Annotated in this window: 10 protein-coding genes; 3 read left to right on the top strand and 7 right to left on the bottom strand. The window is 57.8% G+C overall.

From position 1 onward, the window contains the following. Nucleotides 1-4: 4 nt before the first annotated feature. The 3 genes from GT753_RS12115 (at nt 5) to GT753_RS12105 (ending at nt 3,182) form a co-directional block, all read left to right on the top strand. Complete coding sequence (locus GT753_RS12115; protein WP_004928622.1) at nt 5-430, top strand: DoxX family protein; 426 nt, start codon at nt 5-7, stop codon at nt 428-430. Further along, entirely contained in the window at nt 423-2,033 is a 1,611-nt protein-coding gene (locus tag GT753_RS12110; protein WP_015378461.1) for an MFS transporter, read from the top strand. The genes GT753_RS12115 and GT753_RS12110 overlap by 8 nt, the downstream gene beginning before the upstream one ends. A 96-nt stretch (nt 2,034-2,129) precedes the next feature. After that, nucleotides 2,130-3,182, top strand: a complete 1,053-nt coding sequence (locus GT753_RS12105; protein WP_015378460.1) for a nitronate monooxygenase family protein — start codon at nt 2,130-2,132, stop codon at nt 3,180-3,182. A 167-nt stretch (nt 3,183-3,349) separates the two neighbouring features. Here GT753_RS12105 and GT753_RS12100 read toward each other — a convergent pair whose 3' ends face one another. From GT753_RS12100 to katG, 7 genes are all read right to left on the bottom strand, one after another. After that, nucleotides 3,350-3,625 carry a hypothetical protein gene (locus GT753_RS12100; RefSeq protein ID WP_071796825.1) on the bottom strand — a complete coding sequence of 92 codons (276 nt, stop codon included), beginning with the start codon at nt 3,623-3,625 and terminating at the stop codon, nt 3,350-3,352. Nucleotides 3,626-3,640: 15 nt separating this feature from the next. Continuing rightward, nucleotides 3,641-5,671 carry an S-type pyocin domain-containing protein gene (locus GT753_RS25945; RefSeq protein ID WP_305851717.1) on the bottom strand — a complete coding sequence of 677 codons (2,031 nt, stop codon included), beginning with the start codon at nt 5,669-5,671 and terminating at the stop codon, nt 3,641-3,643. Nucleotides 5,672-5,914: 243 nt separating this feature from the next. Then, nucleotides 5,915-7,057 carry a tail fiber domain-containing protein gene (locus GT753_RS12090; RefSeq protein ID WP_049242452.1) on the bottom strand — a complete coding sequence of 381 codons (1,143 nt, stop codon included), beginning with the start codon at nt 7,055-7,057 and terminating at the stop codon, nt 5,915-5,917. Between the two features lie 424 nt (nt 7,058-7,481). After that, nucleotides 7,482-8,864: a serralysin family metalloprotease gene (locus GT753_RS12085; RefSeq protein ID WP_118891873.1), complete on the bottom strand. Its 1,383-nt coding sequence runs from the start codon at nt 8,862-8,864 to the stop codon at nt 7,482-7,484. Between the two features lie 501 nt (nt 8,865-9,365). Further along, nucleotides 9,366-10,652, bottom strand: a complete 1,287-nt coding sequence (locus GT753_RS12080; protein WP_254071034.1) for an alginate export family protein — start codon at nt 10,650-10,652, stop codon at nt 9,366-9,368. A 44-nt stretch (nt 10,653-10,696) separates the two neighbouring features. Then, nucleotides 10,697-11,596 (bottom strand): VOC family protein, encoded by a 900-nt coding sequence (locus GT753_RS12075; protein WP_162895221.1) that lies wholly within the window; start codon nt 11,594-11,596, stop codon nt 10,697-10,699. A 524-nt stretch (nt 11,597-12,120) separates the two neighbouring features. Next, nucleotides 12,121-14,316 carry a catalase/peroxidase HPI gene (gene katG / locus GT753_RS12070; protein WP_075685866.1) on the bottom strand — a complete coding sequence of 732 codons (2,196 nt, stop codon included), beginning with the start codon at nt 14,314-14,316 and terminating at the stop codon, nt 12,121-12,123. Nucleotides 14,317-14,551 lie beyond the last annotated feature (235 nt).

Genomic DNA, 14,551 nt, shown 5'->3' with positions numbered 1-14,551 from the left:
CGCGATGAACCTGACTGCTATCGCCGCCCGCTGCGCACAGCGGCTGCATGCGCCTGTGGTGCGCTGGCTGCTGCTGCTCGCCATTTGCGCCGCCTATATTCAGGGCGGGTTGGTCAAAGCGCTGAACGTCGAAGGCGCGGTCGCCGAGATGAGCCACTTCGGCCTGCAGCCGGCGGCGCTGTTCGCCGTGCTGGTGACGCTGCTGGAACTGGCTGCGTCGGCGCTGATCCTGAGCGGCTTTTATCGCTGGCTCGGCGCGCTGGCGCTGGCCGGTTTTACCCTGATGGCGACGCTGATGGCCAATCCGTTCTGGCAGTTCGACGGGGCGGAGCGCGGCCAGATGATGAACGGATTTTTTGAACACCTTGGGCTGGCCGGCGCGCTGTTGCTGGTGGCATTTAACGATTTGAAGGAGCGAACAGATGGCTGAGCAGACGGAAAACAAGGCGGCGGCGGGCGGCTTCGCGCCGCTGAAAATCCCATTATTTGCGGTGCTGTGGGGCGCGACGGTGCTCGGCAACGTCGGCAGCTTTATGCGCGACGTCGCCAGCTCGTGGTTGATCACTGACCTGTCGAGCAACCCTTCGGCGGTGGCGCTGATGCAAACCGCCGCTACGCTGCCGGTGTTCCTGCTGGCGATCCCGGCCGGGGTGCTGTCGGACATTCTCGATCGGCGACGCTTTCTGATCTTCGTGCAAATTCTGCTGGCCTGCGTCAGCGGCAGCCTGCTGGTGCTGTCGCAGACCGGCGCGCTGACGGTGGAATACCTGCTGGCGCTGACCTTCGTCGGCGGCATCGGCGCGGCGCTGATGGGGCCGACCTGGCAGGCGATCGTGCCGGAGCTGGTGCCGCGCGCCGAGCTGAAAAACGCCGTGGCGCTGAACTCGCTGGGCATCAACATCGCTCGCTCCATCGGCCCGGCGGCCGGGGGGCTGCTGCTGGCCAGCTTCGGCGCCGGCGCGGCCTACGGCGCGGACGTGATGAGCTATGTGCTGGTGATCGCGGCGCTGCTGTGGTGGAAGCGGCCGAAGGTTGAGGACAGCGGCCTGTCGGAACACTTCTTCGGCGCCTTCCGCGCCGGCCTGCGCTATGCCCGCTCCAGCCGCGAGTTGCACGTGGTGCTGCTGCGGGCGGCGGTATTTTTCGCCTTCTCCAGCTCGGTCTGGGCGCTGTTGCCGCTGGTGGCGCGCCGCATGTTGGGCGGCAGCGCCGGCTTTTACGGCGTTTTGCTGGGGGCGGTGGGCGCCGGGGCGATCCTCGGGGCAATTGTGCTGCCGCGCCTGCGTCAGCGGCTGAATGCCGACGGGCTGGTGTTGCTGGCGGCGGTGTTGACGGCGGCGGTGATGGCGGCCCTGTCGCTGGCGCCGCCGCAGTGGCTGGCGGTGGTGCTGCTGTTGGTGCTGGGCGCAGGCTGGATTATCGCGTTGACCACGCTCAACGGTGCGGCGCAGGGCGTGCTGCCCAACTGGGTGCGCGGCCGCGGCCTGGCCATCTACCTGATGGTGTTCAACGGCGCGATGGCGGCGGGCAGCCTGCTGTGGGGGCTGGTGGCGCAGGAGCTGGGCGTGGCCGCCACGCTGCTGGTCGGCGGCGTCGGCCTGTTGGCGGCGGGGCTGCTGTTCCACCGCCTGCGTCTGCCGACCGGTGAGGCCGATCTGCAGCCGTCGAACCATTGGCCGGAACCGTTGGTCAACACGCCGGTCGAAAACGATCGCGGCCCGGTAATGATTCAGGTGGAGTACCGCATCCGCGAACAGGATCGCCCGCAGTTCTTGCGCACGCTGCTGATGCTGGAGCGGGCGCGCCGCCGCGATGGCGCTTACGCCTGGGGTATCACCGAGCATACCGGCGATCCGGAATGCATCATGGAGTGGTTCCTGGTGGAGTCCTGGGCGGAGCATCTGCGGCAGCACCAGCGGGTGTCGCACGCCGACGCCGATCTGCAGCAGGAGGCGCTGCGCTTCCATATCGGCCCGGAGAAACCGGTGGTGCATCACTTCCTGTCGTTGGACAGGCGGCAGGTGAAGCATTAACTGCACGGCCAGGCGGTGAGAAGGTGCTATGCTTTTGGTCGGTTCGGCGGCGCGGCCGCCGTAAGACGAATGTAGTCAGTACAGGGAGACACATTGATGACGGCACCTTCTGCTTTTGCCCGCGAGCTTGGGCTGCGCTATCCGATCGTTCAGGGGCCGATGAACGGCGCGTCACCGCCGGCGTTGGCGGTGGCGGTGAGCAACGCCGGGGCGCTGGGATCGTGCGCGGCGGCGCTGTTTTCACCGGCGCTGATCCTCGAACGTGTGCAGCAGATCCGCGCGCAGACCGCCGCGCCGTTCAACATCAATCTGTTTCTGCTCAATGAGCAGCACCCGGATCTCGCCGAACTGAAGCGCGCCCAGCACCTGCTGCGGCCGTTCCGCGAAGCGCTGGGGTTGAGCGAGCCGCCGATCCCCACTCAATTCGCCGAAAACAACCGCGACCAGATCGCAGCCTTGCTGGAGGCTGCGCCGCCGGTGGTCAGCTTCACCTTCGGTGTGCTGCCGCGCGCCACGGTCACGCAGTTCAAGAAGGCCGGTTCACGGGTGATCGGCACCGCCACCACGGTGGCGGAAGCCCGCGCCTGGGAAGAGGCGGGCGCCGACTTCGTTTGCGTCTCAGGCTCGGAGGCGGGCGGCCACCGCCCGACCTTCCTCGGCGATATCGAACAATCCTGCGTCGGGCTGATGGCCCTGCTGCCGCAGGTGGTGGCGGCGGTGAAAATCCCGGTGATCGCTGCAGGCGGCATCATGAACGGGCGCGGCATCGCGGCGGCGCAATTGCTGGGCGCGCAGGCGGCGCAGCTCGGCACCGCGTTTCTGTGCAGCCCGGAGTCGGGCATCGCCGAAGCCTGGCGGGCGGCGCTGAGCAACGCCGGCGATGACAGCACGCGCCTGACGCGCGCCTTCAGCGGCCGCCCGGCGCGCGGCATCGTCAATGATTTCATGCGGCAGATGCGCGCGGAAGAGGCGCAGATCCTGCCTTATCCGGTGCAGAACGCGCTCACCGGCGATATCCGCCAGGCGGCGGCCAAGGCCGGGCGCGGGGAGTTTATGTCGCTGTGGGCCGGGCAGGGTGTCGGCCTGGCGCGGCCGATGCCGGCGGCGGAGCTGGTCGCCACCCTGGCGGCGGAGCTGGAAGCGGTGTGAGCTCGTCTGCGCGATTTGGGGGGAGCAACGGAGCCAAAACCGTTGTTTTCTGACCCTGGGCTGGACTGAAAACCAATCTGGCGTGGAATTAGCTATCAACGAAAACGTCCAACAAACTCTTGTTTGTTGGACGCTGCTTAAAACGCACTTATGGAAGGCACTGGTAATTACTCAATACCGTATTTTTTCTCGGTTACGAATGCAGGTTCTTTCCAGTTTGGACCTCTTTTATAGCCACCTTTTCCATTAGATGATACATCCCCTTTTTCTCGCATACTTTTCACTAATGAAATCAGTTCAATGTTTGATATACGTTTATTACCATACATAGTGCAATACCCATCTAATTGAGGATGAGATATCCCGTTTTCTTTTCGTCCCGACAAGAATAAAACTATGTCTCGGATTTGTTCATTTTCAAACATAGGTTTAAAATCAATCATATATAGCCTCTAGATTTATTCATCACCAGCTTTTAATGCTTCTGGTGTATATAACAGAGAGCGATCGCTACTTAATTTGTAATCTTCCAACGTCGCCGTATGAGTGTTATTCCACGTAGCACCATCGTCATCAGGTGATATTCCATCAGGAACACCAATTGCTCTATAACGCTCCAATTCCCTGATTTCGTGGGTGTAAAAACGCTTGTCGGTATCGGTGGGCTGTACTGCTCCCTTCAGGATTTTTTCCAGGCGGTCAATCATCACCTTGTTATCGGGAGATTCGCCAAACCGCCCGGTATGCAGCTTCACCTTGTCCACGCCGGCACGGTCAATGGTGGCGGTTTTCCAGTCCAGATTCTGAATTGGGCCACCGGCCTTGTCCGTGTTGTAGTCGCGACCACTGTATTGCCCTTTAGCGTTGGTTTCACCATAGATACCACTGAGCATGACATAGACAGGCTCAACGCCGGTCCCCGTTGCATCAGGCTGCCAGTAGATAAAATCCTGCAGTGGCATGTTATCTGCAGGGAACGTCGTCGTGACGATGCTGTCGGCCTGCTTTATCTCCGTACCGGTATGCACCGGCGTTACCGGCGCTGCAGGCGCAGGATTGCCGGTATGCCACGGACCCGACGGGGCAGCGCCCGGGTTTATCAAAATGGTTCGCCCCGGCGCACCGGCCACCGCCGGCAAGGTTATCCGGTCCAGGCCGGTTTTTTCATCGCGAACCGGCCGATACACCGGCACAGTAGCGGAGACGCCGCCCGTTCCTGTTTTGACCAGTATTACCTCTTGCTGACCGTTATTCCCTCGGCGAATAAACCCGCGCACCGGCAAATCGACCGTGGTCATTTCCGGCTTAATTTGTGTTTTCCCTGCGGCAACCAGGCTGGCCGGAACGGTAAACATCTGTGTCAAATCACGACCCAGCAATTTATCAATATCGCTCTGACTTTCACCGGCTTTCCCCGGCCAGAACCCGACAACGAAGGCGCCGACTGCCGGAGCTACCGCACTGAGCGTGGCAATCCGGGACACTTCCACCGCGCCGCGCCACACGGCACTGGATACCCAGCCGGCCAGCTCACTGGCGGTGGTCATCACACTGTTGCCCCATGTCGATAATTGTACCATACCGCCCGCGCGGTTGAGCACCATGACCCCGGCCGTGGCCAACGCGGCATTGGCCGCTTTTATCATGTCGGGTGTATAGACCGGGGCGTCCAGTACGCCGGCTTTGGCGAACAATGCTTTCCGTACAGCCTCAGCTTTGCGGGCCTCTTCGGCTTTGCGGGCTTCCTCGGCCTTATGAGCCTCATCGGCTTTGCGGACATCCTCTTCCTTCTCGCGCAGTTCACTTTCTAAATGTTCAATATTTTGTTTAGCTGCGTCAATTTCTAATTGTATTCTCTTCTCCTCTTCCAGTTTGTTACCCATCTCTTTTCTAGTCAATGATTGCTGCTCCCTAACCCAGGGCGTAGGTTTTTCTCTAGAGAAGAACCAGCTTTCATTATTCAGTTTTAAATATTCCTGATGTACTTTCCTTTTATTAGCTTCGTTTCGAAGAATGGTAAGACGTTCTTTACTTACCTTTAATTTGCTAATAATTACTTTTATACTTGCTCTCTCGAATTCACTAAATTGACTGCTTTCAGCTTTCTTGCTTAATGCATCAATATCCTTTTGAATTTCTTTAATTTGGTTGTCAATTTCATTGACTTTATTAGCGTAAAACTGAATGGCTTTGTCCGAATCCTCACGATAACTCTCTTTCGCTTCATTGCTGAATGGCCTGATATCATCATCTTCAGGATCAAAAGCACTTATCGGTTTATTAATATCGGAAATTTTTTGATCCCAGATATGGGTAATACTACTTAATTCCTTCTGTCTATCAGGTAAACCCTCGCCAACCCATGCTTCTACAACCATATTGTTATCTGATAAGTCAAACCCTCGTTGCCACCCATGTCCATTCCAGTTGTATCCCATTGAAGTCATTACATCGCGTTCATACTGCGTTGTATCTTCATATCGTGTCATAATCCGATCCCTCTTCAAATAGAACGATGTAATCGACGCGCTACCGAGCTGCGAATAACGCAGACATTACTGAACCGGGAAGCAGCTTCTGCATTTACACCGCCTTGACGTTTCCTTCCTTTACCATCACCGTAATTAAATCCATTCATCATTGAGTTCCTTTTCGTCATCGTATTGTAAGCGCGGTACTCGCCTGTAAAGGCGCTGAGAGGTATTCAGTGCAAACCACTGCAATATTGTTAATCAGGCGCGTTCAATGCCTTTTTCCAAAGCAACCAGTCGTCTTTCAAAAGCCTCTCGCTCTGTTTCGCGCAGTGAGCGTTCTTCCTTAAGCGCTTCAACCAGCAACGCCACTACGCCATTGATATTGATGCTGCGGGCGTCTTTCAGCACGCTGCCGTCATTGAGTTTCAGCTCGGTCTGGGTCACAGATTGGGGGAGAATTTCTTCCACTTCCTGTGCAATCACCCCGGCTTCCGGCACGCCCTGTTTGAGGTAAGTGTAACCACCGATATTGGCCAGCTTGTCCAATGCGCCGTCAATTGTTGTGATATCGGTTTTCATGCGGACATCTGAGCTGCTGTTCCAGGCGCCATTGGTGTAGGCATGGCCATCATTGCGGAATTCATACCAACCATCAGCGCCGCCATTGGCCACGTGCAACGCGAGCATGTGGTGTTTGCCGATGCGCTCGTAGTGGTACAAATCGGCTGACAGGTCGCCTGCACCCTGTATATGCATACCGTTGGTAATGCGGTCTGCATTATTGTTTACATTCTGGTTACCGGCCGCCCAAATCCATCCATTAGCATTACGCTTAATCAGTTGTCCTACTGACAATTCGGCATTCGGCCTGACCTGGAGTTCGTTCCAGTTTCCCTGCCAGTCGCGGTAAGAGAGCAGGCCATAATCCTCTTTGCCGGCGATCACGCGTGACCCCATCAACATGGCCGTAGTGACGTTACCGCTGGTGAAATTGGTATGTACGGCAGCCGCATCATAGATTTGCCCATTAATAAGTGGTGCTGGACCGGTGGTCGCGGTGGAGATGCCGGCATTATGCGATACCATCGCACCACCGGAAATATCAACGCCGTTGCCGAGTGCAACCCTGCCGGAAGCCAGGCTGAAAGCGAAAGGACGCGAGGTGTTCCATTGTCCGTTTTGAGCTTGCCCAGCCTGAGTTGTCAGTAAGTAGAAAGCCTCGCCGTCGTTACGCAGCATCACTCCGGTATTGCCATTTGCCAGCCGAAAACCGTTGGCCGATTTGGAGACGATTTCATCGTCGCTGATGACCCGTTTGCGAAGGGTGGTGAGTGATTTAAGTTCGGTGATGTCGTCGTTGACGCCACTCTGTACCTGGGCATTTTTCTTTTGTTCAGCCATGATAATTCCTCAGTTTATTAATAAGTTCCTGCCATGGAAATGGCGCATGGTAACGCCTTAAAGACAGTTAACGACGCTGCGCATTTAAGGCGAAGATGGTTAAAAAAGCACGAAAGCTGTGTGTATGAACAGTAGTTTGTGAGCATCAAGAATAAATATCAAATGATAATGATAATCGTTTGTTGTGTGGTGGATGAGACAAGAAAGTAGAACGGATGATTTCTGGCGATGACGTGATAACTTACTAATTTATAGATGAATAGTCATTTAAATTGACTGCTTAAGTGCGTTTGTTGTTCCGTTGCTCCCCACATCCATTTACTGCTTTGGCGATGGATGTGGGAACCGCGTAAAAAACGCCAGCGGCAGGCCTGAAAAGAAATAAACAGTCCGGCGTGAAGGCCGGACTGCGGGTTTGCCTTGGCTAGACGAGAATATCGGCGGAAGCGTCGACATGCCCAACGATTTTTACAAGGAAATCAGGCAGTTGATTGCCGGAGAGATTGATGGCCAGATCGGTGACATTCTGCTGCGCGTCATAATTCAGCGCCGCTTCATACAACGAGCCGCTTAAACTATCCACGAAGTGCAACTCGCTCCCTTCGGCCTTAGCCGTCTGGTTGAGCCACGACAGATCGATTTTATCCACCGCCGTCTGGAAATCGCGGATCCAATCCGGCGCGGCGGCTTGGCTGTCGCCGGCTTCGCGGAAGACGAAGGTGTCCGCGCCTGCATCGCCCCAAAGCTGATCGGCGCCGCCGGCACCGTAAATGATGTCGTTGCCTGCACCGCCTTTTAGCGTATTGTTCAGCGCGTTGCCCACAAGAATGTCGGCACCGCTGCCGCCGATGATATTTTCAATCTGCGCGCCGTAGGCGATGGCTATATTCGCCTTCAAGCCGCCTACATCAGAGAATGCGCCTTCGTTAATGTTGATGCGCTGATCCTGGCTGTAGCCTGAAAAATCCAGCGTGTCATTGCCGCCGGCATCCCAGATAGCCGCCACGATTTTGTCCGTGGACGCTTTAACGCTCAGAAAGTCTCTGTCCGTATTCGAGTTGAAACCATAGGTGGTATCGCCGGTGCGCGTGGTGGTATTCGCGCCGTAAAGCTTCTGTATGGCGGTAATATCATCCAGCTGCGGTCCTGATGGCCAAACGCCTTTATAGTCAGCGCTGGTGTATTGTTCGTTAAAATAGCTCATCAAAGAATATTGATGGTCGTCTTCATAATACTTCGCCGAGTTGGCGTAGGTGGGGTAGGTGGCATTTGACGCATCATAATTGCCGGGATGAGAAAGCCCCAACGCATGCCCTATTTCATGGGTAAGCGTATCCCTGGCGTAGTTATTGGTTTGCGGATTGGAGGCGTCGTAGCCGTTATTACCGCTGATCCAAATGGTGCTTTTGAGATCGCTCTGCGTACTTTCATACGAGGTGTAATTGCCCCCGCTGGCCGCCTTATAAAAACCAAACTTTATATCTGCATTTTTCGCGTCGTTGCCTTTAACCTCGGTGAACGTGATGTTGGCCACATCCGACCAGGATTGCAATGAAAGCTTGGTTTGGGCTTGTTGAGCGGCGGTAAGCTGCGCGGCGCCCGTCTTGTCGCTGCCGGTATAGACGGGGAAAGAGTAGGTCAAGGTAGCCGCATGGTCTGTCACGCCTTTGCCATTGGCGGAATAATGGCTCCTCAGCAGCAGATCTGAAACCTCTTGCGTGGTATATGACGGTTTACTGCTCTCCGCGTGATCGCCTCTTTCATAACTGGTTAAATAATCGGAAATCTTATCGGTAGCTAATGACATATCAAACTCCTTTGGACGTTGACAATATTGCACCTAACGCTCTATATGCTCGTACACAGGTTTGAAAATCAGGGATAATTAATGTGATATCATTGGCTTGCCTCCTTGGTCTGGCTTGAATATTGCGTTCAAGCGGAATATATCCTTATCATTAGTCACGGTGAGGAATTAATTGTGCACTGCGATTGAGTTAAAGCAGTATAAACACAATTATTTTATTAATTAGTTATTCTTATATGAATCTTTTACATAAGATATGAGTAAAAGACTTGTTTAAATAACTCGTTGGAATTAAATCTTTATTTAATATTTCTCTGTAATCGGCGCGCGGCATTTGCGTTGCTGATTTATCTTTCTGTTTTTCCAGCTTTTTATCTGTGAAATGCGGTGAGTAGCCGCCATTGCCGTAACGCATAGAGGCGGCCGCACGCCGGCTGTCGTCATTAATCGGATACGGGATTATTGAGGGGGCCCGCGTACACCGATTAACTTGCCTGATGCTTAAAAACTGTAGGTGCCCTGCGCCAGCACGAAGTTCATATCTTTCAGCCCGGCATGGTGCTGCAGGCTGTGGCCGACGTCGAAGTAGACATAGGCCACCTTGAACTGGAGATCGCTTCTCGGCGTCCAGGTGGTTTCGACCTGGTACTGGTTGCCGATAAAGCGCGATCCCTGTTCGCTGCCTTTCACCGGGCGCATTGGCCCGAGATAGAAGGCGTCCTCGCGGCGTTGCCGCCATAAGGCGTCCCAGCTGAAATCGATGGCCAGGGTTTGCCACGGCGTAATGGTGACCGAAGGATGGATGGCGATCAGGTTAGCCGGCGCCACCAGCCCGTTTTCGGTCAGGTAGGGCAGCTTGGGGTACATGGCGTTGAAGGTGTTGAGCTGCCCATCGTGACCGTTTTTGTCGCCGCTGGCGATGCCGATCTTGCCGCCAAAGCGCGGCTGCCAGCGCCAGTCGCTCACCGTATAGCCAGCGTGCGCCGACGCCGACCAGGCGCGGATATCGCGCTGTTCTGCGCTGCCGAACTGCCAGGCAGCTTCATTATCCCAGTCGAACCCCCGCGCTGCGCCGAAGATGCGTGCGCCGACGGTATAGCGCCGCTCTTGCCCGCTAAGCTGCGCGTAGTGGGCGTCGTTATCCTCAAAGCCAAAGGTGTAGAGATCGAGCGAAGAAGCCAGCGGCGTCAGCGGCGTGGTGCCGTACAGTCCCCACACCTTTTGGCTGTTGTCGGTATCGTCGTCGAAACTGCCGGTTTTAAGGGTGACGGGATGGCCGATAAAGGCGTCGAGGCGGTTTTTATCCTTGACCCAGCTGGCGCGGATAGCATCGAAGGAACGGCGCACGTTGGGGCCGTCGCGGGTGCCCAGCAGGTGCAGCGAGCCCAGCGCAATCTCCTGGCGGCCGACCCGCAGGGTGCCGAGGCCATAGGCAGTGGGCAGTTTCATATCCACATAGCCCTGCCCGAGGTAGGCATGATCTTCGTCGGTCGGCTTGCGCCCGCGATCGCGCGGCGTGGCCAGCGACGATCCCACTTGCACATAGGCGCCGAAATAGTCGCCGTAGTCGAGGCGCGCGCCAACCAGCAAGCGCTGCATGAAAGTGTCGTCGCGTCCGCCGCTCAGATCCCGTTGATCCGTCCATTCATAGCGCTCGCGCAGTGAACCGTCGAAAGATAAGGTGGCCGCATCGCCCAACGGGATGTTTTTCCAGGGGGAGGCGGCGGGCTCCGCCGCCAGAGCGGGGAGCGTGGAGAACAGCAACAGTGCGGGTAGCGTGCGTTTCATCATGAATATCCGAAGAAAAAAGCGCGCCGCAGCGCGCCTTGGGTTTATTTGGCTGTCTGGTGAATTTCGGCGATGTAGCCGCCGGGGAAACGCACCAGCGCCGAGGCGCGGCGTTCCGCCGCCGTCGATCGCCACAGCACCTGCGCGCCGCTGGCCGTCGCTTTGGCCAGCGTGGCCTGCAGATCCTCGACGCCATAGCCGGTGCGCTCATGGCCGAACGGATAAGGCAGATGCCCATCGGTGACGAAAATGCGCGTTTTGCCAAAAAGCGAGTCCAGTTCGATCTGGCGGATCTTGCCGTTATCGTTGCGGCCGATCGCCGCATCGCTGACCTGCTCGTCGCGCACGACTTTGCCGTGCGAGAACGTCTGATAGCTTTTCAGGAAGTCATCGACGCGGTAAGCGGAGAGATACAGGCGGTTTTCCGGCACGCTCAGCAGCGGCTTGTAGTTGGGCGCTTTGGTGTGCCAATAAAGCTGCATGTTGACGCCGCCGGGCCATTGGATCACCGCGTCGCGCCCAATCGGATCGTCGAAGGGGGCGACCAGCACATCGGCGCCGGCGGCCTTGGCTTGTTGAATGGCGGCATCCATATCCCTGACCAGAAAACCGTTGCGCTCGGCGCCGAACGGGTGCGGGATCGGCGTTTTGAAATCGAACACCGAGAAGCTGCCGGCTGGCGTCAGTATCAGCTGGGAATAGGTTTCGCTCGGCGTGGGCGTGACGTTGACCAGCACGCGTTCGGTGCGGGTGCCGCCGAAGGTTTTCAGGATGCTGTCGACAAAGGCATCCATCTTGCCGCGTTCGACGTAGACATGGGTGGTGTCATATTGCGGCCCCACGGCGAGAGATGCCGTATCGGCCGCCCATGATACGGCAGGGAGCAGCAGCGCAAGGGCCGATATCCTCAGCCGACGAGAAGAAATACCGATAATGTGTTGCATGATGACCTCCAGGTAGCGGTTATTTTCCTGAGTGAAACGTCATTTCCTATGAGCTTTCCCGTCGGCTGAAAAATAAAAGCTAAAAACGCAACGCGCGTGATGAAACGCTAAATAGGGGCGAAGTTCTGACGCCCCGGCGAACATAGCGCAGGGGCAGAACATTTATTCTTATTGGCGTAAACGGTGAGGCGCCGGGCCAGCAGGCCCGCTATCGCTAAGGGACGGCGCTGATAATGCGGTCCGCCTCGCCGCGTGTTGAAGTGAATTGAGGATAATCCATAACGGTGTTCTCCTTGATGGGATATATCGTATTAGCGCGCTGAATTTACGTTCTTCATTGCCCTCTAAATATAAATACAGCATTAAAAGAATTGCCGCCCATCAAATTTTTATATGACTTGTTGAGTAAATACGAATAAGCGGGAAAAGAAATATAACGACGTGCGCTACGGCTGGCGCTGAGCGGGGGCAGTGTTGCTCTCGGGAGGAAAAACGGCCTGCCGAAGCAGACCGTTGCGGGGAGTTTACGCCAGATCGAAACGATCGAGGTTCATCACTTTGTTCCAGGCGGCGACGAAGTCGTGGGCGAACTTCTCTTGCCCGTCGGCGCTGCCGTAGACTTCGGCCAGCGCGCGCAGCTGCGCGTGCGAACCGAACACCAGATCGACGCGGGTGCCGGTCCATTTGACCGCGCCGCTGCGGCGATCGCGGCCTTCGAACAGGCCGTCCTCACCCACCGGGTGCCAGGTGGTGCCCATGTCGAGCAGGTTGACGAAGAAGTCGTTGGTCAGCGCCTGCGGGCGATGGGTGAACACGCCGTGCTGCGTGCCGCCAACGTTGGTGCCGAGCACCCGCAGCCCGCCGACCAGCACCGTCATTTCCGGCGCGGTCAGGGTCAACAGCTGCGCCTTGTCGACCAGCAGCGTTTCGGCCGGCACGCGGTATTTGCCCTTCAGGAAGTTGCGGAAACCGTCGGCGAGCGGCTCCATCGCCTCGAAGGAGTCCACGTCGGTCTGTTCCTGCGAGGCGTCCATGCGGCCTGGGGCGAACGGCACCGTCAGGGTCAAGCCGGCGTTCTTCGCCGCCTGTTCCACGCCCGCCGCGCCGGCCAGCACGATCAGATCCGCCAGCGAGACGCGCTTGCCGCCGGTCTGCGCGTCGTTGAAGGCGCGTTGGATGCTCTCCAGCTTGGCCAACGTCGCGGCGAGCTGCGCAGGTTGGTTGACGGCCCAGTCCTTCTGCGGCGCCAGGCGAATGCGCGCGCCGTTGGCGCCGCCGCGTTTATCGGAACCGCGGAAGCTCGATGCGGAAGCCCAGGCGGTGGAAACCAGCGCGGACACCGGCAGGCCGGAAGCCAGCACCTTGCTTTTCAGCGCGGCGATGTCCTGCTCGTCGATCAGCGGATGATCGACCGCCGGGATCGGATCCTGCCAAATCAGCTCTTCCTGCGGCACTTCCGGGCCGAGGTAGCGCGCGCGCGGCCCCATATCGCGGTGGGTCAGCTTGAACCAGGCGCGGGCGAAGGCGTCGGCCAGCTCTTCCGGGTGTTCATAGAAGCGGCGTGAAATCTTCTCGTAGGCCGGATCGAAGCGCAGCGACAGGTCGGTGGTCAGCATGGTCGGGCGGCGCTTCTTGTTGGGATCGAAGGCGTCGGGAATGGTTTCGCCGATGTCTTTCGCCACCCACTGGTGCGCGCCGGCCGGGCTTTGGCTCAGCTCCCATTCGTATTCGAACAGGTGGCGGAAGAAGTCATGGTTCCACTGGGTCGGGGTGGTGGTCCAGGTCACTTCCAGGCCGCTGGTGATGGCGTCTTTGCCGACGCCGGTGCCGAAGGTGCTGTGCCAGCCGAGGCCCTGCGACTCCAGTCCGGCCGCTTCCGGATCGGCGCCGACGTGAGACGCCGGGCCGGCGCCGTGGGTCTTGCCGAAGGTGTGGCCGCCGGCGATCAGCGCCACGGTTTCTTCGTCGTTCATCGCCATGCGGGCGAAGGTTTCACGGATGTCGCGCGCGGCGGCCACCGGATCGGGGTTGCCGTCCGGGCCTTCCGGGTTGACGTAGATCAGGCCCATCTGCACCGCCGCCAGCGGGTTTTCCAGATCGCGGTCGCCCGAGTAGCGGCTGTTCGGCCCGCCGCTCAGTTCCAGCCAGATCTTCTCAGACCCCCAGTAGACGTCGTCCGGCTCCCAGGTGTCGGCGCGGCCGCCGGCGTAGCCGAAGGTTTTGAAGCCCATCGATTCCAGCGCCACGTTGCCGGTCAGGATAATCAGGTCGGCCCAGGAGATGTTGCGGCCGTATTTCTGCTTGATTGGCCACAGCAGGCGGCGCGCCTTGTCGAGACTGACGTTGTCCGGCCAGCTGTTGAGCGGGGCGAAGCGCTGTTGGCCTTCGCCCGCGCCGCCGCGGCCGTCGCCGATGCGGTAAGTGCCGGCGCTGTGCCAGGCCATGCGGATGAACAGGCCGCCGTAGTGGCCGAAGTCCGCCGGCCACCATTCCTGCGAATCGGTCATCAGGGCGTGCAGATCCTGTTTGACCGCCGCCAGATCGAGGCTGTTGAAGGCATCGGCGTAGTTGAAGTCTTTATCCATCGGATCGGACAGGGGGGAGTGCTGATGCAGCGGTTTCAGGCTGAGCTGATTAGGCCACCAATCCTGATTGGTGGGGCCGTTCTGCGGTGCGGGCTGCTTGCCGCCCGAAAACGGGCATTTGCTTTCAGTTGTCATAATGCGCTCTCTGCTTCCGTAAAGATGCTCCAGCCGCCGGGCGTGGAGCGGTTAACAAGGCATGCGGGTAAGGCTTGCGTCGGGTGTTGCGCTAAATAACTGAACTCAATCGATTTACGTCACCCCCGTCGCCAACGGACAAAGGGTGACTCATGGCTAAGCTTAGTCAGCGGCGGCGGAGAGATAAAATAGGAATGAGTGAATATTGTGATAGCTTGCGGCGATTCATGGCTGT

The sequence above is a fragment of the Serratia sp. Z4 genome (assembly GCF_009900725.1).
Taxonomy (GTDB): Bacteria; Pseudomonadota; Gammaproteobacteria; order Enterobacterales; family Enterobacteriaceae; genus Serratia; species Serratia nematodiphila.
The sequence above is the reverse complement of the archived record's forward strand: the minus strand, read 5'-3'. Positions and strand labels throughout refer to the sequence as shown.

Excerpts from the sequence above, each read along its gene's own strand:
- GT753_RS12115 (WP_004928622.1), top strand. The coding sequence starts at position 5 with ATGAACCTGACTGCTATCGCCGCCCGCTGCGCACAGCGGCTGCATGCG.
- GT753_RS12110 (WP_015378461.1), top strand. The coding sequence starts at position 423 with ATGGCTGAGCAGACGGAAAACAAGGCGGCGGCGGGCGGCTTCGCGCCG.
- GT753_RS12105 (WP_015378460.1), top strand. The coding sequence starts at position 2,130 with ATGACGGCACCTTCTGCTTTTGCCCGCGAGCTTGGGCTGCGCTATCCG.
- GT753_RS12100 (WP_071796825.1), bottom strand. The coding sequence starts at position 3,625 with ATGATTGATTTTAAACCTATGTTTGAAAATGAACAAATCCGAGACATA.
- GT753_RS25945 (WP_305851717.1), bottom strand. The coding sequence starts at position 5,671 with ATGACACGATATGAAGATACAACGCAGTATGAACGCGATGTAATGACT.
- GT753_RS12090 (WP_049242452.1), bottom strand. The coding sequence starts at position 7,057 with ATGGCTGAACAAAAGAAAAATGCCCAGGTACAGAGTGGCGTCAACGAC.
- GT753_RS12085 (WP_118891873.1), bottom strand. The coding sequence starts at position 8,864 with ATGTCATTAGCTACCGATAAGATTTCCGATTATTTAACCAGTTATGAA.
- GT753_RS12080 (WP_254071034.1), bottom strand. The coding sequence starts at position 10,652 with ATGAAACGCACGCTACCCGCACTGTTGCTGTTCTCCACGCTCCCCGCT.
- GT753_RS12075 (WP_162895221.1), bottom strand. The coding sequence starts at position 11,596 with ATGCAACACATTATCGGTATTTCTTCTCGTCGGCTGAGGATATCGGCC.
- katG (WP_075685866.1), bottom strand. The coding sequence starts at position 14,316 with ATGACAACTGAAAGCAAATGCCCGTTTTCGGGCGGCAAGCAGCCCGCA.